The following is a 22,635-nucleotide window of genomic DNA, read 5'->3' as shown; positions in this document are numbered from 1 at the left end:
TACAACGCCCGTTGCATTAATTGCCATGAGCGTTGTACTTTCTCGGCATGACCAACTCATCAGCTTCCTCTTCGCGTTCGCACGCCTCCCGCACGACCGATGTCCCCTCGAGCGGTCTCCCGGCGGGCGACCCCCTGCGCGTCGCCGTCCTGATCGGCTCGACCCGCGAGGGCCGCTTCGCCCCCGTCGTCGCCGACTGGTTCCTGCGGTTCGCCGCCCAGTACGACGACCTCGAACTGGATCCCGTCGACCTGGCCGAGCACCCCCTGCCCGACGTCGTCTCCCCCGCGGCCCACCCGGAGGCCGCCGAGGTCACGGAGCGCCTGGCGGCGGCCGACGCCTTCGTCGTGATCACCCCCGAGTACAACCACAGCTTCCCCGCGCCCCTGAAGAACGCCATCGACCTGCACTACACCCAGTGGCAGGCCAAGCCGGTCGGCTTCGTGTCCTACGGAGGCCTGGCCGGCGGTCTGCGCGCGGTCGAGCACCTGCGGCTGGTCTTCGCCGAACTGCACGCCGTCACGGTGCGGGACACGGTGAGCTTCCACAACGCGTGGGAGAACTTCGCCGAGGACGGCTCACTGCTGCGGCCCGGGATACCCGAAGGGGCGGGCAAGGCGATGCTGGACCAGCTGAACTGGTGGGGGCGGACGCTGCGGGCCGGGCGCGACCGTGCCCCGTACGGGGAGCGATGAGCACCGCCCTCCCGGTGAGGACCGGGGGAAGCGGCGGAAGCGGGGGACCGTCCCTGCCCGCCGTCCCCCGGCACGTCCTGGCCCTCGCGGGCGTCGTGGTGCTCGGTTCGTTCATGACGGTGCTCGACATGACCATCGTCAACGTCGCCCTGGACCACCTGGCATACGCCTTCGACGCGCCCCTGTCCGTCGTCCAGTGGACGGTGACCGGCTACTCGCTGGCGCTGGCGACCGTCATCCCGGTCACCGCGTGGGCGGTGGGCCGGTACGGCGCCAAGCGGGTCTTCCTCACCGCCGTCGCGCTCTTCACGCTCGGCTCGGGGCTCACCGGACTGGCCTGGAACGCGGGTTCACTGATCGCGTTCCGTGTGCTGCAGGGGCTCGGCGGCGGCATGATCGTGCCCGTCGCGATGACGGTCGTCCTGCGCGCCGCCCCACCGGAACGCAAGGGCACGATGATGGGCGTCCTCGGCATCCCGGTCCTCGTCGGTCCGATGGCGGGTCCGGTCCTCGGCGGCGTCCTCACCGACGCGCTGTCCTGGCGTTGGATCTTCTTCGTCAACGTTCCGGTCGGCGCCCTCGCCCTGCTGCTCGGCGCCCGGGTCATGCGCGACGACGACGAGCGGACCGGCCGCCCGCTGGACCTGGCCGGACTGCTGACCCTCTCCCCGGGCCTGGCCGCACTGCTGTACGGGCTGACACTGGGCGGCGAACGCGGCGGCTTCGGCACTCCGGGGGCGGCCGTCCCGGTCGTCGTCGGTGCGGCGCTGGTGGCCGTCTTCGCCGTACGGGCGCTGCGGACGGACCACCCCCTGCTCGACCTGCGACTGCTGCGGAGGGCGTCGGTCGGCCGTGCGGTGGCGACCATGGTGCCGTTCTCGGCCGCGTACTTCGGCTCGATGATCCTCGTGCCGCTGTACTGGCAGCAGGAGCGCGGCCTGTCCGCCACCCAGACCGGACTGCTGATGGTCCCTCAGTTCCTGTGCAGCGGCACGGTGATGCAGATATCCAGCCGGATCTCGGACCGGGTGGCGCCGCGCGCGATCGTCGTCCCCGGCGTCCTGGTCGCCGTCGCGGGCTTCCTCGCCTTCGCCGTCCAGGCCGGCTCCGACGCTCCGTACTGGAGCCTGGTCGCCTCCCTCGCCGTCATGGGCACGGGGGTCGGCATGACGAACATGCCCGTCATGGCCTCCGCCACGCGCGGCCTCGTGGGCGCCGAGGTGGCCGCCGGCAGCACGGCGCTGAACATCGTCTCCCAGATGGCGGCCTCCGCCGGCACGGCGCTGGTGGCTTCGCTGCTGACGGCGACGGACGCGTTCCGCACGACACTGCTGTGCGGGGCGGGCCTGATGGCACTGGCGCTGCCGATGGCGGCGCGGCTGCCGAAGCACCGGCCGTGAACGCGGCGCCGGGCGGGTGCGGGACGGACGGGGCGACCGGGGCGACCGGGTTGGCCGGGGAGGAGGGAAGCAGTGGTCGGTCCTGACCCGCGGGGGCGGATGCCGTACCGGCCGGCCCGCCGGGGTGAAAGCGGATGCCGTTCCGGGCGGTCCCGTCCCTGCTGCCGGGCGCGGGACCGCCGCACACGCTCGGACGCCGGCCGACCGGACCCCGGAGCAGAAAAGGGGACGGCCCCTCGTCGCGTGGGACGAGGGGCCGTTCCGTGCGGTGCGAGTGCCGGATCAGGCGTGACGGTGGGAGTGGCGGTTGCCGGTGACCAGGCGGTAGAGGACGAGAAGGATGACGGAGCCGACGATGGCGGCGATCCAGGTGGACAGCTCGAAGAAGCCGTCGATGGAGTCGACGCCGAAGATCACCTTGCCGAGCCAGCCGCCGAGAAGACCGCCCGCGATGCCGATGAGCATCGTGATGATGACGCCGCCGGGGTCCTTGCCCGGCATCAGGGCCTTGGCGATGAAGCCCGCGAGCAGGCCGATCAGAATCCAAGCGATGATGCCCATGAAAAGGTCTCCTACCTCGTCGTATAAAGTTTCTGTTAGTGCACCGTCTTTACCGTCGGCCCACTTTCAAACGCCGCGGCCCCGACCATCTGCCGGGCGGGGTTCCGGCTTGGCCCGCCGTGTCCCTCACGGTCCGGCGAGAGGGTCTCCGGACCCGGCATGACTTCTGCCCCCTGCCGATCGGATGACTCCGGGTGACGGCACCGGGCCCGAGGGGGCCGCCACGGACGCCGATGAAAGGTCGGGCCACCGCCGGGCCGGGCGCGACGCGGGGCCGTTCGCGGGCGGCGGGCCCGCACGACGTGGATGCGTGCGAACGGTTCCGGTGCTCCCGCGCCACACCGGGTGATCGGTGTCATGGTGTTCTCCCCCGCTGTCCGGCTCTGGCTGCTCCCCAACGCCCTCCTCCTCGCCGCCATGGGCGTCTGGGGCGCGGTCCGCTACCCCCGCCTGCCGGAGCGGATACCGGAGCACATCGGCGCCGGCGGAGTGGACGCCTGGACGGACCGGTCGATCGGCAGCGCGTTCGTCCTGGTCTTCGTGTACGCGGGCATGACGGTGCTGATGACCGGCAGTGCCGAGCTGGCCCTGCGCATGACGCCACGCGACGAACTGCCGGACGCGGACAGGCCGTCGCTCGCCGCCGGGTTGTCCGCGTCCGTGCTCAACAGGCCCGGCAGCCGCGCATCGGCGCGCCGGATCGCTCGAGCCCTGTTGCTGCTCAACACGTGTATCGGCGTCTCCCTGCTCGTGGGCTGCGGCATACTGTGGCGCTCCACGCCCGACCCGGACGTGCCCGGACGGCTGTTCGCCGCGATGCTGCTGCCGCTCCTCGCCGGCACCGTGCTGACGGTCGCCGCGGCCCTGGCGGACCGGAAGCGCTGAGGTCCCCGGCCCCGTCCTTCTCCCGCCGCGTGGGGTACCGGTGGACCGTCCGCCGGGGCGGGAACCCGAACCAGTGCTGTGACCAGGAGGGTTCGCGGGGCCGGTGGAGCAGCATGAGGCATTCGAACCGTTGGGTAATGTGTTCGTCAAGGGAAGGCCGGAAGGGCCGTTGCCGGGCGGTGACGGCCGGTCGCAGCCGTGGACACGTCCCATGACCGGGGACGCCGGCAGGGCCTTCGGTCCCCGATCCCGGGGACGACTCACGAGACGGACGGGGGAATACGGATGACGACCGCTCACGCCGTGTCCGGGGCGGGGAGCAGTTCGCCGCCGGAGGGCGACACGGTCATCGACGTACGGGACCTGCGGATGCGCTACCGCGACCAAGAGGTGCTGAAGGGCGTGGACTTCACGGCCCGGCGGGGCGAAGTCCTCGTGCTGCTCGGCCCGAACGGCGCGGGCAAGACGACCACGATCGAGGTCCTGGAAGGCTTCCGGATGCGATCGGCCGGTGAGGTGAGTGTCCTCGGCGCCGATCCGGCTCGCGGGGACGAGCGGTGGCGTGCGCGCCTGGGCATCGTGCTGCAGTCCTGGCGCGACCACGGCAAGTGGCGGGTGCGGGAACTGCTGGCCCACCTCGGCTCGTACTACGCGCCGTACTCCACCCCCCTCGTCCGGCGGCCGTGGGACACCGACGAGCTCATCGCCGCGGTGGGACTGACCGTGCAGGCGGACAAGCGGGTCGCCGCCCTGTCGGGTGGCCAGCGCAGGCGTCTCGACGTGGCCGTCGGCATCGTGGGCAAGCCCGAGACGCTGTTCCTGGACGAGCCGACCGCCGGTCTGGACCCGGAGGCCAGGAACGAGTTCCACGGCCTGGTGCGCGGGCTCGCGGACGAGAGGACCACCGTCCTGCTGACCACGCACGACCTCGCCGAGGCGGAGAAGCTCGCCGACCGGATCCTCATCCTGGCCGGTGGCCGGATCGTGGCCGACGGCTCGGCCGAGGAGCTGTCCCGGCGGGCGTCGGTGGAGGCCACCGTGCGCTGGACCCGGGACGGGCGGCCCTTCGAGCAGGCGACGACCGAACCCACCCGGTTCGTCCGCAGGCTGTTCGAGGAGCACGGTGAGGCGATCGGCGGTCTCGAGGTGCGCCGGGCGAGCCTGGAGGACACCTACCTGACGATGGTGCGGGAGCTGGAGACGGGAAGCGGCCCCGGCGAGCGGGCGGCATTCGCTTTCGAGGAGGGACCGCGATGAGTCCGGTGTGGCACGCGGCGAGGCTGGGGGTGCGGCGCGGCCGGACGGAACTCCGGCAGACCTTCACCTCGGGCCAGGACGTGTTCGGGTACGTGCTCTGGACGGTCCTGCTCATGGTGCCGCTGTTCCTGGCCAGGGACGAGCAGTTGAAGGGCGCGGGCATCTCGGCCGGCGCGTTCATGCTGCCGAGCATGGTGGGCATGACGCTCGCGTTCACCGGGATGATGACCACGGCGCAGCTGCTCGCGACCGAGCGCGAGGACGGCACGCTGCTGCGGGCCAAGGCCGTGCCCCACGGCATGGTCGGCCACCTGGTCGGCAAGATCGTCATGGTGTCGGGCACGGCCCTCGTCTCCATGGCGCTTCCCTTCGCCGTCGGCGTGTTCCTGGTCGACGGGGTCGCCCGGCAGGGCGGCGGAGCGCTGCTGACGCTGGTGTGGGTGGTGCCGCTGGGCCTTCTGGCGACCCTGCCCATGGGCGCCGTCATCGGCTCGCTCGTCGACAGCCCGCGCACCGTCGGCCTGCTGATGCTTCCGGTGATGGGGCTGATCGTGATCTCCGGGATCTACTTTCCGCTGACGGAGCTGCCCGAGTGGCTGCAGATCGTGGGGCAGGTCTTCCCCGTGTACTGGCTCGGCCTCGGCCTGCGGGCCGCACTGCTGCCGGCCGGGGCGGTCGCCGCCGAGATCGGCGAATCCTGGCGGTACCTGGAGACAGCGGGCGTGCTGGGTGCCTGGGCGGTCGCCGGGCTGCTCCTCGCACCGTCCGTCCTGCGCAGGATGGCCCGCCGTGAGTCCGGGGCCACGATGGCGGAACGGCACCGGAAGGCGATGCAGCGGGTCGGTTGACGCCGCGCCGGACCGCGCACGCGGGCGCCGGTGGCGTGGTGCGTCCGGAGCCGTCGCCACGGAGGCCCGCGTCACCCGCCCCCGGAACCGGAGGCGGTAGGGCATGTTCCGCCGCAGGGGGCGGAACAACGCAGACATGTCAAAGGGAACGCGCTCGACGCTCGTCGTCGTTCTTCTGGTCTGGAGCCTGTTCGCCTTCCCGTGGTTCGACAAGGGCTGCGACATCGCGGAGGCGTACACGGCAGTCATCAAGTACGGGGTGCCGGAGGGGCTGGAGCCCTTGCCGGCCTGTTACGGCTGAGGGCTCGTCGAGTGGGCCGGTCCAGGTCGGGGCACTGTCCCGCTCCGGCGGACCGGAAAGATATTTGGTCATAGGTATGAAGACATACTAAGATCGGAGGATGCCCGGTTCCCACGCGTCCGACCAGGACCTCAGCCACGTAGCCCGTGCGCTGACGGCGCTCCTGCCGACGCTGAACCGGGCGGTGGACCGACGCCTCGCCCAGGACGTCGCGATCCCCAAGCCCCCCGAGGGGCAGCTGGCGCTGCTGCGGCTCGTCGCGGAGCGGGACGGCATCGCCGTACGCGAAGCCGCCGACGTGATGCTGATGAAGCCGAACAACGTCAGTGCCCTGGTCTCACAGATGACCCGGCAGGGACTGCTGGAACGCCGGCAGGACACCCGCGACAAGCGAGTGGCGCACCTGCATCTGACAGTGCGGGCACGGCAGGACCTGACCCGGGTGGACGACCTCAGGCACGGTTACGTCGTCGAGGCGCTGCACACCCTCACCGACGGGGATCTCGACGCCATCGGATCGGCTCTCACCGCTCTGAGCAACCTCGCAGAGCGTCTCCGCCCCGCCCACTGACGGCAACACCGCGGAACCCGCCCGGCCGATCCGGCCCGGCGGGCGCCGTCACCTGTTCTCCTGACACCCGGGAATCACCTTCATGTCCTCCACCGCCGTGGATCACTCACCCCTGTCCGCCGATGCCCCCGAGGGCGTCCGGCGCGGCCGCCGGAGCAATCCGTGGCTGACCCTGATCGCTGTCGCCTTCGGCCTGTTCATGGTCGGGCTCGACGGCAGCGTCGTGTCCATCGCCAACCCCGAGATCGGACGAGACCTCGACGCGTCCACCGCCGATCTGCAGTGGGTCACCAACTCCTATCTCCTCGCCCTGGCCGCCGCGTTGATCCTCGGCGGCAAGCTGGGCGACCGCTTCGGCCGGCGCACGTACTACCTGATCGGTGTCGCCGGCTTCACGGTGGCCTCCGTGGCGATCGGCCTGGCCGGCTCGATCGAGGGCGTCATCGCCTTCCGCGCCCTGCAGGGCTTCTTCGGAGCCCTGCTCATGCCCAACACCCTGGGAATGCTGCGGGCGGTCTTCCCGCCGAAGAAGTTCGGCATGGCCGTGGGCATCTGGGCGATGGTGTCGTCCGTGTCGACCGCGCTCGGCCCCATCGTCGGCGGCCTGCTCGTCGAACACGTCGACTGGGAGTCGGTCTTCTACATCAACGCCCCCATCGGCGTCATCGCGCTCGTGTTCAGCGCGCTCGTCCTGCCGCAGAGCAAGAACCCCACCGGTCACCACCGCTTCGACATCCCCGGCGTCGTCCTGCTGGCGCTCGGACTGCTCGCGGTCGTCTTCGGTGTGGTCAAGGGCGAGACCTGGGGCTGGACCTCCGCCGGCACCCTGGGCACCATCGCCGCGGGCATCGTGATCCTGCTGGCCTTCGGCCGGTACGAGACGCGCGTCGAGCACCCGCTGCTCCCCATGCGCATGTTCCGCAGCCCCGCGCTGACGATCGGCACGATCATCACCGCCGTCAACTTCTTCGTCCTGCTCGGCGTGATCTTCTTCGTGATGCTGTACCTGCAGAACGTCCGCGGCTTCACCCCCGTCGAGGCCGGTGTGCGCACCCTGCCGCTCAGCCTCGCCTCCGTCGTCGCCTCGCCGGTCGGCGCCGCCCTCACCGAGCGCTTCGGCGCGCGGCTGTCGATGCCGCTGGGCATGGCCCTCCAGGCCGCCGCGTCCTTCTGGATGCTCACCTGGGACGCGCACTCCTCCTACGGCGCGCTGTGGCCGCCGTTCGTCGCCCTCGGCCTGGGCGTCGGCATGGTGATGGCGGCCTCCTCCGACGCCATCGTCGGCAACGCCCCCGTCAAGGACGCCGGTGTCGCCGGCGGTCTGCAGGCCACCGCGCTGCAGATCGGCGGCGCCCTCGGCACCTCCGTCCTCGTCTCACTGATCAGCAGCCGCGTCGGTTCGACGCTCGACGGGGAACTGGCCTCCAGTGGAGTGCCCGCCCCCGTGGCGCAGGGCCTGGCGGAGGCCAAGGACGCCGTGGCGATGGGCGTCTCCCCGGTCTCCGGTGACATGCCCGACCGGCTGAGGGCCGCGGTCGTCGAGGGCAGTGGCCAGGCCTTCATGAACGGGGTCCACAGCGCCGTGCTCGTCACCGGCGTGCTGTGCGTGGTGGGCGCCGTACTCGCCGCCGCCGGCGTACGGCGCACCGCGCAGGCCCCCGCCCGTCACTGAGGGACGGCGAACGGGTGACGTGCCCGGCCGGATCGCGGGGCTCCCGTGGAAACGACGCCCCGCACGGCCGGCCGGGCCCTTCCCCCGAACCGTCATCCACCGAGCGGACGGCCCGGTCGTGGAGTCTTTCACCGGTGCCCCCTCGGGTTCTGCCGGACGGGACCCCGAGCGTGGTCTTCGGGGCCACGGCGTGGTGCTGCTGTGTCCTCCGTCAGGTGACGACGGAGACGTCACACTTCTCGGTGCCGAGGATGCGTACGCCCTTCACGAGCGAACCGTCCTGGACGCCGACGGACTCGTCGGCGTCCAGGACGACAGAGGCGGGCACACACGGCTCGTCGTAGGTGATGAGCCTGCCTGCGCGGGCCGGGACGAGCGGTCCCGGCCCGCGCACGAGCTTCAGGCCACCGTGCCGGCAACTCCTGTGCGACCGTCCGCAACGCCGACGATCGTCACGATGATCTGCTCACGGATGTCCTCGCCTGTCCTCGCCGGGATGAGCGGCGGCTCTTCATCGACACGCTGCTCGCACACGAAGCCGCGGTCAACGGCGAGGAACGGACTGATCCGAGTCCTGCCGGAACGCCGTGGCGGCCGTCGAGGCACCGTCCCCACGGGCAACGGACGTCCAGTACGGCGGTCGACACCGTGCTCGTCGTCAGCGTGGACGGTGACCTGCGCCGGCCGCCCGGTCCGCCCCGGGGCCGGAGGGCTACTCGGTGGGCAGGGCCTCCCGCATCGCCTTCGCGGTGGCAGCCGGGTCGTAGCCCTCGGGGACGCCTTCGACCAGGATGATGTCGCCCGCGATGTGCCGCGAGCGCAGCGGCGCGATCTCCTGGTAGGCGGGGGAGTCCCACCAGGCCCGTGCCTCGGCGATCCCGGGGAAGCCGATCACCACGACGTGCCCGGGCCAGCCGCCCTCCTTCACCTCGTGCTGCGTGGCGTGCACGAGGAAGCGTCCGCCGTACGGCTCGAAGGTGGCGGGGATGCGCTCGACGTACTCGGCGATCTCCGGGTGCGGAGCGGCCTCTTGCAGGTGGGCTATGGCGTAGGCGGGCATGGTGTCCTTCCGGTCGGTCGGGCTCCGTATACCAGTGATCATGACAGGTGGACGCGTCGGGGTCCTGCGGCAGGGCCGACGGGATCGTGTTCCTCGGGAACATCCGGCCGGCCAACGGTTATTGACCACCTGTGTGGCGGGAGACGATGCCGGACACGTCGGCCGGCCACTGCCGGATTCCCGTCCCAGCCGTGGGCGTCCCCGTCCGGCCCGGTACGGAGGGGAAGGGCGGATCGCGGAACTCGCATACGTCGGGACGTCAACGAGTTTCCGCGGTGCAGGTCGACTGCCAGGAGCCCGGGAGTGACGACTGCGTGGAGGTCACGCAAGCCCTCCGATTCGTACGCGTGCACGACAAGCGGAGGGCGGGGCGGTCCTCGACTCGCGTGGTCAGGTCGGCCTGGGGTGTTTCGACCCATATGCGGAGAGGTGGACTCTCGTCGTCACCGTACGTCTGTCCGAAGCGCGGCATCCCATTGTGATCATGCGGGCCCTATGTCCTGTAGTCCCGTCCTTCACCGCCTCTTTTCATGCCACAGGCAACCACTAGGATGCGCAGCGAGGGTCTGACCATGGGTAACGGCGGCCCTTGAGGGACACGAGGAGTGGGGACAGGCATGCGGGAAGGCCGGTGGGTCGCGGTCACCGAGTCCGAGTTCGAGCACGAACGCCGCGGCCTGGAGGCGATCCGCCGGAAGCTGCCGGACGGCGACCCCTGGCGGGCCTGGTCGAACTTCACCTTCACCGCGAACACCGGCCACGTCCGCGAGGTCGACCTGCTGGTCGTCGCCCCCGGCGGCCTCTGCATGATCGAGCTGAAGGACTGGCACGGCTCGGTCACCTCCGAGAACGGCACCTGGGTCCAGACCACCCCCGGAGGCCACCGCCGCACCCACGGCAATCCGTTGCACCTGGTCAACCGCAAGGCCAAGGAACTGGCCGGCCTGCTCGCCCAGCCCGGTGGCAAGCGTGTCTGGGTCGCCGAGGCCGTCTGCTTCACCGACGACGGACTGCGCGTCCGGCTGCCCGCCCACGACCAGAACGGCGTGTACACCGTCGACGAGCTGGTCCACATGCTCAAGCAGGCCCCGGCCGACGAGCGCCGCCGCATCACCGCGATCGGCTCGCGCGAGGTCGAGGCGGCCCTGAAGAACATCGGCATCCGCAAGAGCGACGCCCAGTACAAGGTCGGCCCCTACGAGCTGGAGCGGAAGTCCTTCGACTCCGGGGAGACCTGGGCGGACCACCTCGCCCGCCACAGCGACCTGCCTGAGGCCGCCCGCGTGCGGATCTACCTCAGCGAGCGCGGCTCCGACGCCTCCCTGCGCCAGTCCGTCGAGAGCGCCGCCCGCCGCGAGGCCGCGGTGCTGGGCCGCTTCAAGCACCCGGGCGTCGTCCAGCTCAAGCAGTACTTCCCCTCCGGTCACGCCGCCGGCCCCGCGCTGATCTTCGACTACCACCCGGACACCCTGAAGCTGGACGAGTACCTGGTCCGGTACGGCGAGAAGCTGGACATCCTCGGCCGGATGGCACTGGTGCGCCAGCTCGCCGAGACGATACGCTCCGCGCACGCCAGCCGCATCCACCACCGGGCGCTCGCCGCCCGCTCCGTCCACGTCGTCCCCCGGCCGCGCGGCCGGAAGGGGCAGGCCGTCGGGGAGGAGGCCGCATGGCTCACCCCGCAGCTCCAGATCTCCGACTGGCAGATCGCCACCCAGCGCAGCGGCGACTCCTCCCAGGGCCAGGGCATGACGCGGTTCGCACCGACCGCTCTGTCCGCCATGCACCTGGGCGACGACGCCGACGCCTACCTCGCGCCGGAACTCACCGCCCTCAGCCCCGACCCGGTCTACCTCGACGTGTACGGGCTCGGCGTCCTCACCTACCTGCTGGTCACCGGCAAGGCCCCGGCCGCCAGCCAGGCCGAGCTGCTGGCCCGCCTGGAGGCGGGGGAGGGCCTGCGCCCCAGCTCCCTGGTGGACGGCCTGTCCGAGGACGTGGACGAGCTGGTGCAGGCCGCCACCGCCTACCGCCCCGGACAGCGCCTCTCCAGCGTCGACGAGTTCCTGGAACTGCTGGATGTCGTCGAGGACTCCCTCACCGCCCCCGCCGCGGCCCTCGACGGACACGCCGAGGAGGAGACCGGGGAGAGCGCCGACAAGGACCCGCTGGAGGTCGTCGCCGGTGACGTGCTCGCCGGCCGGTGGGAGGTCCGCCGCCGCCTCGGCACCGGCTCCACCAGCCGCGCCTTCCTCGTCCGCGACCTGGAGGCGGAGGCCCGCAGGACGCGCCCGCTGGCCGTGCTGAAGGTCGGCCTCTCCGACAGCCGCGGCGAGATCCTCGTCCGCGAGGCCGAGGCGATGCGCCGCCTGCGCCCTCACTCCGGCATCATCCGCCTCGTCGAGCCCGAGCCGCTGCACATCGGCGGCCGCACCGTCCTGGCGCTGGAGTACGTCGGCGACGAGCGCGACGACACCGGCCAGGGCACCGAGGGCGCGTCCCGCCCGCGCCGCCGCGAGGAGACCGTCGCCCGCCAGCTCCGCGACCACGGCCGCCTCCCGGTCGACCAGTTGGAGGCGTACGGCGACTACCTCTTCGGCGCCGTCGACTTCCTGGAGGGCGAGGGCATCTGGCACCGCGACATCAAGCCCGACAACATCGCCGTCCGCATCCGCCCCAACCGCACCCGCGAACTGGTCCTCATCGACTTCTCGCTGGCCGGCTACCCGGCCAAGAGCACCGACGCGGGCACCGACGGCTACCTCGACCCCTTCGTCGACGTCATCACACGCGGCTCCTACGACTCCCACGCCGAGCGGTACGCCGTCGCCGTCACCCTGCACCAGATGGCCTCCGGTGAACTGCCGAAGTGGGGCGACGGCAGCGTCCTGCCCCGGATGACCGACCCGAAGGAGTGGCCGTACCCGACCATCGCGGCCGAGGCCTTCGACCCGGCCGTGCGGGACGGACTCGTCGCTTTCTTCCAGAAGGCCCTGCACCGCGACGCGGGCAAGCGGTTCCCCGAGCTGAAGCCGATGCGGGACGCCTGGCGCAAGGTCTTCCTCGACGCCTCGCAGACCGTCCCCTCCAGCCACCGCACCCGCCCCGCAGCCCCCGCCGACGGAACCGCACCCGCCGAGGGCGCCGCCGCCGCGGGGATCGCGGACGCCGAGCCGGAGACCGCCGAGCAGCAGCGCGACCGCCTCGCCGCCGAGGTCACCCGCGACACCCCGCTGACTGTCTCCGGCCTCACGCTCGCCGCCCAGTCCTTCCTCTACGGCCTGGGCCTCACCACGGTCGGCGAACTCCTCGACTACAGCCGCCGTAAGCTCGTCAACGCCCCCGGCCTCGGCGCCAAGACCCGCAACGAGGTCCAGCAGCGGCAGCGGGAGTGGGGTGAGCGGCTGCGCGAGATTCCCGTGTCGCCGCTCACGCCGAAGGGCCGGGCGGAGGCGAAGGAGGAGCTGGAGCAGCTCACCGCAGCCGAGTCGGCCCTCGTCGGGCAGCTCGCGACGGGCGAGTCGGCGGGCGCGCTGTCCGCCCGCACGCTGCGCTCGGTCAGCCTCGACACCCTCGCCACCGTCTTCGTCCCGGCCGTCAACAACAACGGCTCCAACCGCAACAAGGCGGAGATGGTGCGGCTGCTGCTGCGCCTGCCCGACGAGCACGGCGTGCTGCCCGGCATCGGCGTCTGGCCGAAGCAGAAGGACGTCGCCGACGCGCTCGGCCTCAGCCACGGCCGCATCCCGCAGATGCTCAAGGACGAGCGCAAGCGCTGGAAGGCCGAGCCCGCCGTCCAGGCACTGCGGGACGAGATCATCGACCTGCTGGCGAGCATGGGGCGCGTCGCCTCCGCCGTGGAGATCGCCGACGCCCTCGCCGTCCGGCGCGGCACACACCTCGCCGGACGCGAGCAGCGGCGCGCGATGGCCCTGGCGGCGGTACGTGCCGTCGTCGAGGTCGAGCAACTGGTGCCGCAGGAAGCCGAGTTCCAGCACCAGCCGAACCGCAAGGCGACCGACGAGTCCCTGGGCGCCGGCCTGCTCGCCCTCGACGTGCGTGAGAACGACGCCCCGGACACCCCGACCGCGCCCGGCCTGCTCGACTACGCGACCCGCCTCGGCAAGACCGCCGACCGGCTCGCCCGCCTTGACACCCTGCCGACGGCCGCGACCGTCCTGGCCGAACTGGGCGCGTTGACGGTCCCGCCCGGCGCCGTCGACTGGGACGAGCGGCGCATGGTCGAGCTGGCCGCCGCCGCGTCCGTGAACGCCGCCGCCACCCCGCGCCTGGAGATCTACCCGCGCGACCTGTCCCTCGTCCGGGCACTGCGGCTCACCCAGGCCGGACTCGTGCGCTGGATCCCGGGCGTTCCGGAGGGGCGACAGCCCGGCCTGACCGGCGAGGACGTGCATGAGCGGGTCCGGGTCCGCTTCCCCGAGCTGGTCGTCCCGGACGGGCGCGGCGGCACGACCCACGAACTGCCGACCGGCGGCCCGCTCACCAAGGCGCTGCGCGACGCGGGCTTCGAGCTGTCGCTGAGCATGCGCGAGGACACGGGCACCCTGCGCTACCTGCCGACGCGGGTGGAGGACGCCTCCAGCTACCTCACGACGGGCGCATGGCGGCAGTCGACGCGCACGGGCACGGTGACGCGGTACGCCGACGACCCGCAGCTCGCGGGCGCGGTACGCGCGGAGGAACGGCTGCTCGCCTCGGCCCGCCGAGACGGGTACCGGGTGCTGACCGTACGGCAGCAGCTCGTGCGCGACGCGGTACGGGAACTGGGCGCCGAACGGTTGAACGCGCAGGCGGTGTCGGTGACCGAGCTGTTCCTGGAGGCCCTGCACGCGCAGGTCACGCCGGGCACCAAGCCGACCTGGGAGACCCTGCTCAAGGCGGACGCCGCCGAGCCGGGCTCGAAGGGCGCGGTGCGGTTCGCGGAGTACGCGCGGACGGCGTGGGGCTCGGTCGAGCCCCGGATCGCCGAGCTGCTGGGCAACGGTGGCGGCGGTGCCGGTCCGGTCCTGCTGACGGAGGCCGGGGTGTTCGCCCGGTACGACGCGATGGGCGTCCTGGACCGGCTGGCGTCGGCGGCCCGGCGGGGTGGGCGGGGGCTGTGGCTCCTGGTCCCGCAGAACGACCCCTCGCGCGAGCCGAGACTCGGGCAGGTGGCCGTGCCGTACCAGGCCGGCCTGGGGGAGTGGATCCAGCTTCCGGACACGTGGGTGGGCAACGCCCACCGCGGGTCCGGCGAGGTTGTGGCAAGTGGTGTCGAGGGAGACGCGAAGTGATTGACCGCAAGGCTCTGTTGAACGACCTGAAGCAGCAGGTCAAGGCGGTCGAGGCCGACCTCGGCAAGCAGGTGAAGGCGCTCGGTGAGGTCGGCGCGCGGCTCCGGGCCGAGTACGACCAGGCACGCAAGCTCGGGCGTACGGCGGCGACGTGGACCTCGTGGCTGGACGAGAGGGTCACGCAGGTCGCGGTGGCGTGGGTGCTGGGGACTGTGTTCGTGCGGTTCTGCGAGGACAACCGGTTGATCCCGGAGCCGTACCTGACGGGGCCGGACGGTGACCGGCGCGAGCTGGCGGAGTCCCGGTACGACGCGTACGTGGAGTCGGACGACAACCCGACCTACCGAGGCTGGCTGGAGAAGGCGTTCGACGAGCTGGGCCAGGGCCAGGCGGGGCGGCTGCTCTTCGACAAGCGGCACAACCCGCTGTACCAGGTCCCGCTGTCGCACGACGGTGCGCGGGAGTTGGTCGAATTCTGGCGGGGGCGCGACGAGGCGGGCGTCCTCATCCATGACTTCACCGACCCGCTGAACGAGGACGGCACGGAGGGCTGGGACACGCGGTTCCTGGGCGACTTGTACCAGGACCTGAGCGAGGCCGCCCGGAAGACGTACGCGCTACTCCAGACGCCGGAGTTCGTGGAGGAGTTCATCCTCGACCGGACGATGAACCCGGCGATGCGGGAGTTCGGTTGCGGGGGCCTGAAGATGATCGACCCCACATGCGGATCGGGACACTTTGTCCTGGGCGCGTTCCGGCGGCTCGTGCGGCTGTGGGCCGACGACCAGCCGGGCAAGAACGTGCACGAGCGGGTGCGGGAAGCGCTGAACTCGGTGCATGGCGTGGACATCAACCCGTTCGCGGTGGCCATCGCTCGGTTCCGGCTGCTGGTTGCGGCCATGGCAGCGAGTGGTGTGCGGAAGCTGGATGAGGCATCGAAGTATGAGTGGCCGATTCATCTGGCGGTCGGAGACTCACTGATCAAGGCCCGCCACTCCCAGCAGGAAAACCTGTTCGACACTGAGGGCGAAGACGCAGAAGACGAGCTGGCCGAGTTTAAATACGCCACAGAGGACGTGCACGAACACCCGGAGATTTTGCGACCAGGACGGTACCACGTGGTGGTGGGTAACCCCCCCTACATCACGGTAAAGGACAAGAAACTCAACGAGTTGTACCGACAGCTATATTCGGCCTGCGCGCGCAAGTACGCGCTCTCGGTTCCGTTTGCTCAGCGGTTCTTCGAACTGGCCAAGCGCGGAGACGCCGAGGGGCGGGGCTACGGCATGGTCGGGCAGATCACCGCCAACTCCTTCATGAAGCGGGAGTTCGGGACGAAACTCATCGAGGGGTACTTCGGGCACGCGGTGGAGCTCACTGAGGTCATCGACTCCTCGGGCGCCTATATCCCCGGGCATGGGACGCCGACAGTCATTCTGATCGGTAGGCGGAGGGGTGGGGACAGCCGCTCGCCAGTCATTCGAACCGTCCGCAGTGTCCAAGGTGAACCTGCTGCTCCGGAGCGCGCCGAGGAGGGCTCGGTCTGGAGGGCGATCGTCGAGCAAATCGACAAGCCTGGCTCGGTGAGCCAGTGGGTGTCGGTTGATGACTTGGACCGCGAAAAGTACTTCAGTAAGCAGCCGTGGGTTCTTGCCGATGGCGGCCAAGAGATGCTGGAGCAGATCAACGCGGTCCGGCAGGCGATCCTGAAGCAGAATCTGCATCGAATCGGGTTCTACGGTGTCATGGGATCGGACGATGCCATGAGCGTCGTTCCGCGCGCATTCACCAGAATCAAAGCTGAGCCGGAATACGTCCGACGCCTTGTCGTGGGAGACGAGGTGCGCGACTTCCAATTCGGAGAAGGGAACGAGGCTTTTCATCCTTATGATAGTCGACGCAATCTGGCTCGCCCGGAACTGTTTCCCAGTCTAGCCAGTTGGCTGTGGCCCTACCGGACCGAGCTGGGAGGACGTGCTACTTTCTCGGGCGGAACATACTTCAAGGATGGTCGGCCTTGGTGGGAGTGGCATCAGATTCCTAAGGACCAGGGAGCGCATCCGTGGGCCATTTCCTTCGCGTTTGTGGCTACGCACAACCATTTCGTGCTGGATCGGGATGGGAAGGTGTTCAACCGTTCCGCTCCGGTGATCAAGTTGCGGGAGGGGGCGAGTGAGGAGGAGCACCTGAGGTTGCTCGGGCTGCTCAACAGTTCTACGGCCGGGTTCTGGCTCAAGCAGGTGAGCCACAACAAGGGCAGCACGGTCGACTCCAAAGGTGCTCGGCAGTCCACTGTTCCATTCGAGGACTTCTACGAGTTCACAGGCACCAAGCTGGAAGAATTCCCTCTTCCAGCTAATTATCCCACCAAGCTGGCCGCGGCCCTCGATACCCTAGCCCAGCAGCTCTCTACCACCTCTCCCTCGGTTGCTGCCAGAAAGGAGGTCCCTACCGCTCTCCCGCTCCGAGAGGGTAAGTCGCGCTGGGAGTCCACCCGTGCCCGCCTGATCGCGCTTCAAGAAGAGTTGGACTGGCAGGTTTACTCCCTCTACAACCTTCATTCCGAAGATCTCTGCGTATCCGAGAACCCAAACGATCCCGACATCCCTGAACTGGCCCTCGGCGAGCGGGCCTTCGAGATCGTCCTCGCGCGCCGCGTGGCCGCAGGCGAGGCCAGCGACGAGTGGTTCAGGCGGCACGGCTCCACGCCCATTACGGAGATCCCCGCCCGCTGGCCTGCGCCCTACCGAGAGGTCGTCCAGAAGCGCATCGAAGCCATTGAGTCGAACCGTGCTATTGGTATGGTCGAGCGCCCCGAGTACAAGCGTCGCTGGACCACTGAGGGTTGGGAATCGCTCCAGGAGAAAGCCCTGCGCTCCTGGCTGCTGGACCGGATGGAGAACCGCGACCTGTGGTTCGATGAGAACGGCCAGCCCGCCATCGTCACCCTCTCCCGCCTCACTGACGCGCTCTCGGGTGACGAGGACTTCGTCTCCATCGCCAAGCTCTATGCGCCCCGCAAGGAGCTTGCGCAGGTCGTCGCCGAGATGATCAGCGGCGAGCACGTGCCGTTCCTGACTGCCCTGCGCTACAAGCCCTCCGGGCTGAAGAAGCGTGCGGACTGGGAGGAGGTGTGGGACCTCCAGCGCAAGGAGGACGCCGCGCCCGACGAGCAGGCCAAGCGGAAGATCCGGGACTCCATCCCCGTGCCGCCGAAGTACACCTCGGTCGACTTCCTCCGCCCGTCCTATTGGAAGGCACGAGGCAAGCTCGACGTGCCCAAGGAGCGGTTCATCTCCTACGGGCAGACCAATGCCGCCACCCCCGAGCTGTACGGCTGGGCCGGCTGGGACCACAAGGAGCAGGCGCAGGCGTTGGCGACGTACTTCACCAACACCGCGCTGTCCACCGAGGAGATCACTCCGTTCCTCGCCGGTCTGCTGGAACTCCAGCCCTGGCTGTCCCAGTGGCACAACGAGTTCGACATGCTCTACAGCGGCTCCCCGGCGGACTTCTTCGCCGGTTACCGCCAGCAGAAGCAGGGCGAGCACGGACTCACTGACGACGACCTCCGCGGCTGGCGTCCTCCGGCCGCGACCCGAGGTCGTCGCGCAGCAGCGAAGAAGTAGCCAGGAGTAGATCGACGTCGGTCGGTTCAGGGGCCACCCGGTGCGTGAGCGGGTGGCCCTCTGTCCGTACGTGCAGCGTCGCCCACACGGTCTTGCCCGGGGCGGCCCGGCGAGGGCTGACGCCCCAGTCGTCCGCCAGGGCGGCGACCAGGAGCATGCCCCGGCCGGATTCGGACAGCGAGTCGGTCTCCGGGGGACTGGCCGGGGGCAGCTTCTCGGCGCGGGTGTCGGTCACCTCGATGCGGAAGGTGTTCTCGGCCAGGGTGAGTTGGACGTGGAAGTCCCTGCCGGGGACGTGGCCGTGACGTACGGCGTTGGCGGTGAGTTCCGCCGTGATGAGGGTGAGCGTCTCGTTGACCGGGGTCGTGTAGGGGTGGCCCCAGTCGTCCAGGCGGTGCGAGACGAGTCGGCGGGCGAGGCGGGCACCGCGCGGGGTTGAGGTGAAGCGCATGATGAACTCGCGTTCGAGTGCGGGATGCTGCGGCATATGCCCATTCGGGGGAGTTTCCGACTTCATAGGGTCAACATTCGCGGACTCTGCGTAGCGTTGACCAGGAGCGATGCGCTGACGAGTGCGGGCTGTACACGCGGTCGGTGCGCTTGTACCTGGTGTTGGGCGTGACCGGTTCCCGGGCCCCGAGTTGGCTGACTGGGCGGTTGTACGAGAGGAGCTGCGGCGTGGACGACGAGGTTCAGCAGCCGGAGGAGTACGAGGTTGGGACGGGCATGCTGTGCGTGTTCGGGCGGCAGTTGAAGCTGTTCCGGGAGCGGGCGGGCCTGGACCGCGCGGGGCTCGGGTCCCTGACCGGGTACTCGGCCTCGACAATCGCGTCGTTCGAGCAGGCGAGACGTATCCCGCCAGCGAAGTTCATCGACCAGGTTGATGAAGCGCTGGACGCACGTGGCGTGTTGAGCACCAGCAAGGACGCGGTGGCTCGGGCCCAGTATCCGGCGTTCTTCCAGGGCGCGGCCAAGCTGGAGGCCGAAGCGGTTGAGCTTCATGTGTACGACACCCAGCTCGTCAACGGCCTGTTGCAGACTGAGGAGTACGCGCGGGCGGTGTTTGCCATGTGGCAGCCGCCGCTGGACGAGGCGCTGATCGAACAGCGAGTGGCAGCGCGGCTGGCGCGGCAGGAAATCTTCTCCCGGCGCCCGGCGTCACACCTGAGCTTCGTGATCGAAGAGGCTGCCCTGCTCCGGACACTTGGCGGAGAGGTCATCTGGCGCGGCCAGTTGGAGCACCTCATGCTGATGGCGGAGAAGCGCAACGTGGTGATCCAGGTGATGCCGTTGTCCCGCCAGGAACATGCGGGACTCGCTGGACCGTTCACCTTGATGGAGACCAAGGAAGGGCGCAGGATCGCGTACACGGAGGTGCAGGGCGACAGTCGCGTGCACACAGAACGTCCCAAGGTGCGTGGGCTTGAACGTGCCTACGGGATTCTTCGCGCGCAGGCCCAAACTCCGACAGATTCGCTGGCGTTGATCGAGAAACTGCTGGGAGAGAGATGAGCGGGGAAACTACAGGGCTGGACGCCGAGGCTCTGGCATGGTTTAAGAGCAGTTACAGCGCTGGCGACGGAGGCCAGTGCATTGAGGTCGCGGCTGGGATAGGCGCTGTCCACGTCCGCGACTCGAAGGACACCACCCGCGCCGCACTCGCCGTAGAACCCACGGCGTGGGCCGCCTTCGTGGAGTTCGCGGCACGCTGACAGAGGTGGCACCGACCGCAGGGCCCTCCGGCGGGCGTGTGCTCGCCGGAGGGCCCTGCGCACCCCACCTCCATAGAGCGCACCTTCAGCAGCCCCGGCGCCATGCTCGCCGGGTGCCCGCGCCGGCGATCGCCTCCTCGGGCGTCGATCGACATCGTGAAGCGAGCCGACCCTCACGCCACCGTCACTCACATAACGAGGTCTCAACGGAGCTGATGCATGCCGGTCCTCGCAGCTCGGAGGTACTGTAAGTTCCTGCCATGAAGCAGGGTAAAGAGGTCGAGAACCCCGAGTCGCGTTTCTTCGCGGTGCTGCTGGCAGCAGCGAAGCTGCCGGGTGTGCGTATCCACAGGGAGGCGTACCTCCGCAGTGCGCTGGCTCGGCACTGCTCCGAGGACGAGATCCGGCGAGCGATAGAAGAGACTCCCGCTGCGGCGGGCATCACCGTCGAGCTTCTCGACAAGGTCGCCAAAGACTCCATCCGCTACGAGACCGCCAAAGTCAGCGCCCTCTCGGCCGCCGCAGGGATACCCGGCATCCTCGCCCTTCCCGCCACGGTGCCCGCCGACGTGGCCCAGTACGTCGGCCACATGCTCCGCATCGCGCAGAAGCTCGCCTATCTCTACAGCTGGCCCGACCTGTTCTCCGACGAGGGCGATGACGTCGATGACGCGACCATGGGGGTGCTCACGCTGTTCTTCGGCGTGATGTTCGGCACCCAGTCGGCGAACGTTGCCGTGGGGAAGGTCGCCGGGATGATGTCGAAGCAGGTCGCGAAGAAGCTGCCGCAGAAGGCGCTCACCAAGGGTGTCATCTACCCGCTCGTGAAAAAGTCCGCGGCTTACCTCGGCGTTCAGATGACCAAGCAGTCCTTCGCGAAAGGCGTCTCCAAAGCCATCCCCGTCGTCGGGGCCGTCGTGTCCGGCGGGCTCACTCTCGCGACCTACCTCCCGATGGCCAAGAGACTCAAGAAGCACCTCGCCGGCCTGCCACTGGCGGACCCGTCGCACCGAGTGACGGAGGGGGACGTCGTGGACGGTGAAGTAGTGGAGGAGCACGAGTCTTTCGACCCAGCAGACGCTGAACAGCACGGCGCGATCACCACTGCCGTCAAGCCGGAGGAAACCAGGCCCTGACGCTTCGAGGGCCCTCCTGGTGGCCCAAGACAGCAGCCTTCCGTCTTCGACCGAGGTGCGGGCCCAGGTCCGCCGGCGCCACGCCTGCTCGTAATGCGTTCTGTCCCGACACACGCCCACAACGCCATCACCGCGGGTTCAGGGACCGGCGGGCCGAGTTGATGACGTTGTGGGCGTCGGCCCCGTACACCGCCGACTTGCTGAGGGACTTCCAGACCTTCTTGTACAAGGCGGTGTTGTCGGCGTCGTCCAGCCACAGCTCGGCGTGTCAGTCCTCGGCGACGACCAGTCGGTCGTCGAGGGCCCAGAAGCCGTTGGCGGGCACGATCTTGACGGACGCCGTGAAGGGGACAACGCCCAGCTCGACCGTGTCCATGCCGATCATGCCGTTGAGGCGGTCGAGTTGGCTCGCCGGCACCGAGGGCGGGCAGATCAGCGACCGCAACGCCAAGACGGCCACACCAACATTGCCGCCGCCCTACGCCACACCGCCCGCGACTGCCGAAAACCCTTGACCGTCCTCGGTCTCACCGGATGAATCCGGACGGATCTCGATCGTGCGAGAGGCCCTGGGTGGTACCGGCGAGTTATTTCAGCCTTGCCGGGCTTCGACGGCAGGACCGGCTGTGCGGACTGCTGGTGAAGGCGCCACCTGGGGCAGGAAACCGAGTGCCACGCAGGCGCAATGACGGCTCGTCACGCGGGAAAGCATGCCTGTGCGAATCCGGATTACTGGCCAGAAATCACCCTCTCACGATCCGATCACAGATGTAAGAATGTCTGTTCGATTACCGTCCCGTGCAATGGGGCCGAATCACGGGGGGTGGGAGAGTGGCTGGATGCCGTCCAGGACTCGTAGGTAGAACCAGCGTGGCGTTCGCGTTGGCCGCATCGCTCGCTGTCGCCGGGGGTAACGCACAGGCCGGCGCAAGCGCAATACCGATATGTCCGACCACGGACGAGTTATCGGTATACGAATTGCCGACTGGTCTGAACGTGCACACCTGCGATGTGGAGGGGCTCGTCGTCACCTATGACGGCACCGGAATAGAGATGCCGGAGGCCGACACCGCGGTAAGTATCGACATGCTGGCCGAAGACGGTACGGAGCACGGATTCACGCTGATCGTCACCTCGGACGGCAAGGTCTCCTATGACCTGTCCGAGGCCAACACGGAGTCGCCCACCGCAGGCGAGGACCGTGCCGATGTCGTGAGCCCGCGGCTGACGGCGGGTGATCTGACAGAGGAATCGGACTCGCCGGTGTCCGAGCCGCCCGCACCCGACGGCCTCGAAGTGGCCGAGGTGGACGCCGCGAGCTCCCCCGGCGAGTGCCAGGACGGCGCCTACTCGACACTGGATCGGAAAGAGTACGGCATCTACAACTGGTACCTGGGGGACGGGGCCTATCCCGCAGGCATGACACGCTCTCAAGCGCTGGAGTACTTCGAAGGCTCGATCGGACGGATCACGGCCAGCACCAACAACTGTGGCCTGACCGACCAGGTACCCGCCAAGAGTGAACCGTTCCGGGTTCGGTAGGGACTCGATCATTTGAGAGGATCGAGTCATGGCACGTCCTTCCCAGTACCCGCTTGAGCTGCGCCGTCGTGC

General features: G+C 69.4%; 18 protein-coding genes and 1 pseudogene. 14 read left to right on the top strand and 5 right to left on the bottom strand.

Features of this window, described 5'->3' with window-relative positions:
- Positions 1–47: 47 nt before the first annotated feature.
- Together ACH4VX_RS33775 and ACH4VX_RS33770 are read left to right on the top strand one after the other, a co-directional pair.
- Positions 48–695: an NADPH-dependent FMN reductase gene (locus tag ACH4VX_RS33775; RefSeq protein WP_398372945.1), complete on the top strand. Its 648-nt coding sequence runs from the start codon at positions 48–50 to the stop codon at positions 693–695.
- Positions 692–2,095: a DHA2 family efflux MFS transporter permease subunit gene (locus tag ACH4VX_RS33770; protein WP_398372943.1), complete on the top strand. Its 1,404-nt coding sequence runs from the start codon at positions 692–694 to the stop codon at positions 2,093–2,095. Before ACH4VX_RS33775 ends, ACH4VX_RS33770 begins: the two co-directional genes overlap by 4 nt.
- A 282-nt stretch (positions 2,096–2,377) precedes the next feature.
- On the opposite strand, the gene ACH4VX_RS33765 is transcribed toward ACH4VX_RS33770, so the two are convergent.
- Entirely contained in the window at positions 2,378–2,656 is a 279-nt protein-coding gene (locus tag ACH4VX_RS33765; protein WP_398372942.1) for a GlsB/YeaQ/YmgE family stress response membrane protein, read from the bottom strand.
- Positions 2,657–3,013: 357 nt separating this feature from the next.
- On the opposite strand from ACH4VX_RS33765, the gene ACH4VX_RS33760 reads away from it, so the two are divergent.
- The 6 genes from ACH4VX_RS33760 (at position 3,014) to ACH4VX_RS33735 (ending at position 8,190) form a co-directional block, all read left to right on the top strand.
- Complete coding sequence (locus tag ACH4VX_RS33760) at positions 3,014–3,541, top strand: DUF1648 domain-containing protein (RefSeq protein WP_398372941.1); 528 nt, start codon at positions 3,014–3,016, stop codon at positions 3,539–3,541.
- A 285-nt stretch (positions 3,542–3,826) separates the two neighbouring features.
- On the top strand, positions 3,827–4,798 hold the full coding sequence (locus tag ACH4VX_RS33755; protein ID WP_398372939.1) for an ABC transporter ATP-binding protein: 972 nt from the start codon (positions 3,827–3,829) through the stop codon (positions 4,796–4,798).
- Positions 4,795–5,646 carry an ABC transporter permease gene (locus ACH4VX_RS33750; RefSeq protein ID WP_398372937.1) on the top strand — a complete coding sequence of 284 codons (852 nt, stop codon included), beginning with the start codon at positions 4,795–4,797 and terminating at the stop codon, positions 5,644–5,646. Before ACH4VX_RS33755 ends, ACH4VX_RS33750 begins: the two co-directional genes overlap by 4 nt.
- A 136-nt stretch (positions 5,647–5,782) precedes the next feature.
- Positions 5,783–5,947 carry a hypothetical protein gene (locus ACH4VX_RS33745; RefSeq protein WP_385044425.1) on the top strand — a complete coding sequence of 55 codons (165 nt, stop codon included), beginning with the start codon at positions 5,783–5,785 and terminating at the stop codon, positions 5,945–5,947.
- Between the two features lie 100 nt (positions 5,948–6,047).
- Positions 6,048–6,518, top strand: coding sequence for a MarR family winged helix-turn-helix transcriptional regulator (locus ACH4VX_RS33740; RefSeq protein ID WP_398372935.1), 471 nt, complete (start codon positions 6,048–6,050; stop codon positions 6,516–6,518).
- An 82-nt stretch (positions 6,519–6,600) separates the two neighbouring features.
- Positions 6,601–8,190 carry an MFS transporter gene (locus tag ACH4VX_RS33735; protein WP_398372933.1) on the top strand — a complete coding sequence of 530 codons (1,590 nt, stop codon included), beginning with the start codon at positions 6,601–6,603 and terminating at the stop codon, positions 8,188–8,190.
- Positions 8,191–8,589: 399 nt separating this feature from the next.
- Here the strand turns inward: ACH4VX_RS33735 and ACH4VX_RS33730 are convergent, their stop codons facing one another.
- Together ACH4VX_RS33730 and ACH4VX_RS33725 are read right to left on the bottom strand one after the other, a co-directional pair.
- On the bottom strand, positions 8,590–8,724 hold the full coding sequence (locus ACH4VX_RS33730; RefSeq protein WP_398372931.1) for a hypothetical protein: 135 nt from the start codon (positions 8,722–8,724) through the stop codon (positions 8,590–8,592).
- A 178-nt stretch (positions 8,725–8,902) separates the two neighbouring features.
- Positions 8,903–9,250, bottom strand: coding sequence for a DUF1330 domain-containing protein (locus tag ACH4VX_RS33725; RefSeq protein WP_398372929.1), 348 nt, complete (start codon positions 9,248–9,250; stop codon positions 8,903–8,905).
- A gap of 617 nt (positions 9,251–9,867) precedes the next feature.
- Here ACH4VX_RS33725 and pglW point away from each other — a divergent pair.
- Both pglW and pglX read left to right on the top strand, forming a co-directional pair.
- Positions 9,868–14,544, top strand: a complete 4,677-nt coding sequence (pglW, locus tag ACH4VX_RS33720) for a BREX system serine/threonine kinase PglW (RefSeq protein ID WP_398372928.1) — start codon at positions 9,868–9,870, stop codon at positions 14,542–14,544.
- Complete coding sequence (gene pglX, locus ACH4VX_RS33715) at positions 14,541–18,173, top strand: BREX-2 system adenine-specific DNA-methyltransferase PglX (RefSeq protein WP_398372926.1); 3,633 nt, start codon at positions 14,541–14,543, stop codon at positions 18,171–18,173. Before pglW ends, pglX begins: the two co-directional genes overlap by 4 nt.
- On the opposite strand, the gene ACH4VX_RS33710 is transcribed toward pglX, so the two are convergent.
- Positions 18,100–18,660 (bottom strand): ATP-binding protein, encoded by a 561-nt coding sequence (locus ACH4VX_RS33710; RefSeq protein WP_398372925.1) that lies wholly within the window; start codon positions 18,658–18,660, stop codon positions 18,100–18,102. The two genes, pglX and ACH4VX_RS33710, sit on opposite strands and share 74 nt — an antisense overlap.
- A gap of 191 nt (positions 18,661–18,851) precedes the next feature.
- Between ACH4VX_RS33710 and ACH4VX_RS33705 the strand changes: the two genes are divergently transcribed.
- The 3 genes from ACH4VX_RS33705 to ACH4VX_RS33695 all read left to right on the top strand — a co-directional run bounded on the left by ACH4VX_RS33705 (position 18,852) and on the right by ACH4VX_RS33695 (position 21,021).
- Positions 18,852–19,685, top strand: coding sequence for a helix-turn-helix domain-containing protein (locus ACH4VX_RS33705; RefSeq protein WP_398372923.1), 834 nt, complete (start codon positions 18,852–18,854; stop codon positions 19,683–19,685).
- Positions 19,682–19,885: a DUF397 domain-containing protein gene (locus tag ACH4VX_RS33700; RefSeq protein WP_398372921.1), complete on the top strand. Its 204-nt coding sequence runs from the start codon at positions 19,682–19,684 to the stop codon at positions 19,883–19,885. Before ACH4VX_RS33705 ends, ACH4VX_RS33700 begins: the two co-directional genes overlap by 4 nt.
- 260 nt (positions 19,886–20,145) lie before the next feature.
- A complete protein-coding gene (locus ACH4VX_RS33695; RefSeq protein ID WP_398372920.1) occupies positions 20,146–21,021 on the top strand; it encodes a hypothetical protein in 876 nt (291 codons plus the stop codon).
- A 127-nt stretch (positions 21,022–21,148) separates the two neighbouring features.
- On the opposite strand, the pseudogene ACH4VX_RS33690 reads toward ACH4VX_RS33695, so the two are convergent.
- Positions 21,149–21,469: pseudogene (locus ACH4VX_RS33690) on the bottom strand (Scr1 family TA system antitoxin-like transcriptional regulator); the annotation flags it as partial.
- 422 nt (positions 21,470–21,891) lie between these two features.
- Here ACH4VX_RS33690 and ACH4VX_RS33685 point away from each other — a divergent pair.
- Positions 21,892–22,563: a hypothetical protein gene (locus tag ACH4VX_RS33685; protein ID WP_398372918.1), complete on the top strand. Its 672-nt coding sequence runs from the start codon at positions 21,892–21,894 to the stop codon at positions 22,561–22,563.
- Positions 22,564–22,635 lie beyond the last annotated feature (72 nt).

Source organism: Streptomyces sp. NPDC020731 (assembly GCF_044334705.1).
Taxonomy (GTDB): Bacteria; Actinomycetota; Actinomycetes; order Streptomycetales; family Streptomycetaceae; genus Streptomyces.
The sequence above is the reverse complement of the archived record's forward strand: the minus strand, read 5'-3'. Positions and strand labels throughout refer to the sequence as shown.

Excerpts from the sequence above, each read along its gene's own strand:
- ACH4VX_RS33775 (WP_398372945.1), top strand. The coding sequence starts at position 48 with ATGACCAACTCATCAGCTTCCTCTTCGCGTTCGCACGCCTCCCGCACG.
- ACH4VX_RS33770 (WP_398372943.1), top strand. The coding sequence starts at position 692 with ATGAGCACCGCCCTCCCGGTGAGGACCGGGGGAAGCGGCGGAAGCGGG.
- ACH4VX_RS33765 (WP_398372942.1), bottom strand. The coding sequence starts at position 2,656 with ATGGGCATCATCGCTTGGATTCTGATCGGCCTGCTCGCGGGCTTCATC.
- ACH4VX_RS33760 (WP_398372941.1), top strand. The coding sequence starts at position 3,014 with ATGGTGTTCTCCCCCGCTGTCCGGCTCTGGCTGCTCCCCAACGCCCTC.
- ACH4VX_RS33755 (WP_398372939.1), top strand. The coding sequence starts at position 3,827 with ATGACGACCGCTCACGCCGTGTCCGGGGCGGGGAGCAGTTCGCCGCCG.
- ACH4VX_RS33750 (WP_398372937.1), top strand. The coding sequence starts at position 4,795 with ATGAGTCCGGTGTGGCACGCGGCGAGGCTGGGGGTGCGGCGCGGCCGG.
- ACH4VX_RS33745 (WP_385044425.1), top strand. The coding sequence starts at position 5,783 with ATGTCAAAGGGAACGCGCTCGACGCTCGTCGTCGTTCTTCTGGTCTGG.
- ACH4VX_RS33740 (WP_398372935.1), top strand. The coding sequence starts at position 6,048 with ATGCCCGGTTCCCACGCGTCCGACCAGGACCTCAGCCACGTAGCCCGT.
- ACH4VX_RS33735 (WP_398372933.1), top strand. The coding sequence starts at position 6,601 with ATGTCCTCCACCGCCGTGGATCACTCACCCCTGTCCGCCGATGCCCCC.
- ACH4VX_RS33725 (WP_398372929.1), bottom strand. The coding sequence starts at position 9,250 with ATGCCCGCCTACGCCATAGCCCACCTGCAAGAGGCCGCTCCGCACCCG.
- pglW (WP_398372928.1), top strand. The coding sequence starts at position 9,868 with ATGCGGGAAGGCCGGTGGGTCGCGGTCACCGAGTCCGAGTTCGAGCAC.
- ACH4VX_RS33710 (WP_398372925.1), bottom strand. The coding sequence starts at position 18,660 with ATGCCGCAGCATCCCGCACTCGAACGCGAGTTCATCATGCGCTTCACC.
- ACH4VX_RS33700 (WP_398372921.1), top strand. The coding sequence starts at position 19,682 with ATGAGCGGGGAAACTACAGGGCTGGACGCCGAGGCTCTGGCATGGTTT.
- ACH4VX_RS33695 (WP_398372920.1), top strand. The coding sequence starts at position 20,146 with ATGAAGCAGGGTAAAGAGGTCGAGAACCCCGAGTCGCGTTTCTTCGCG.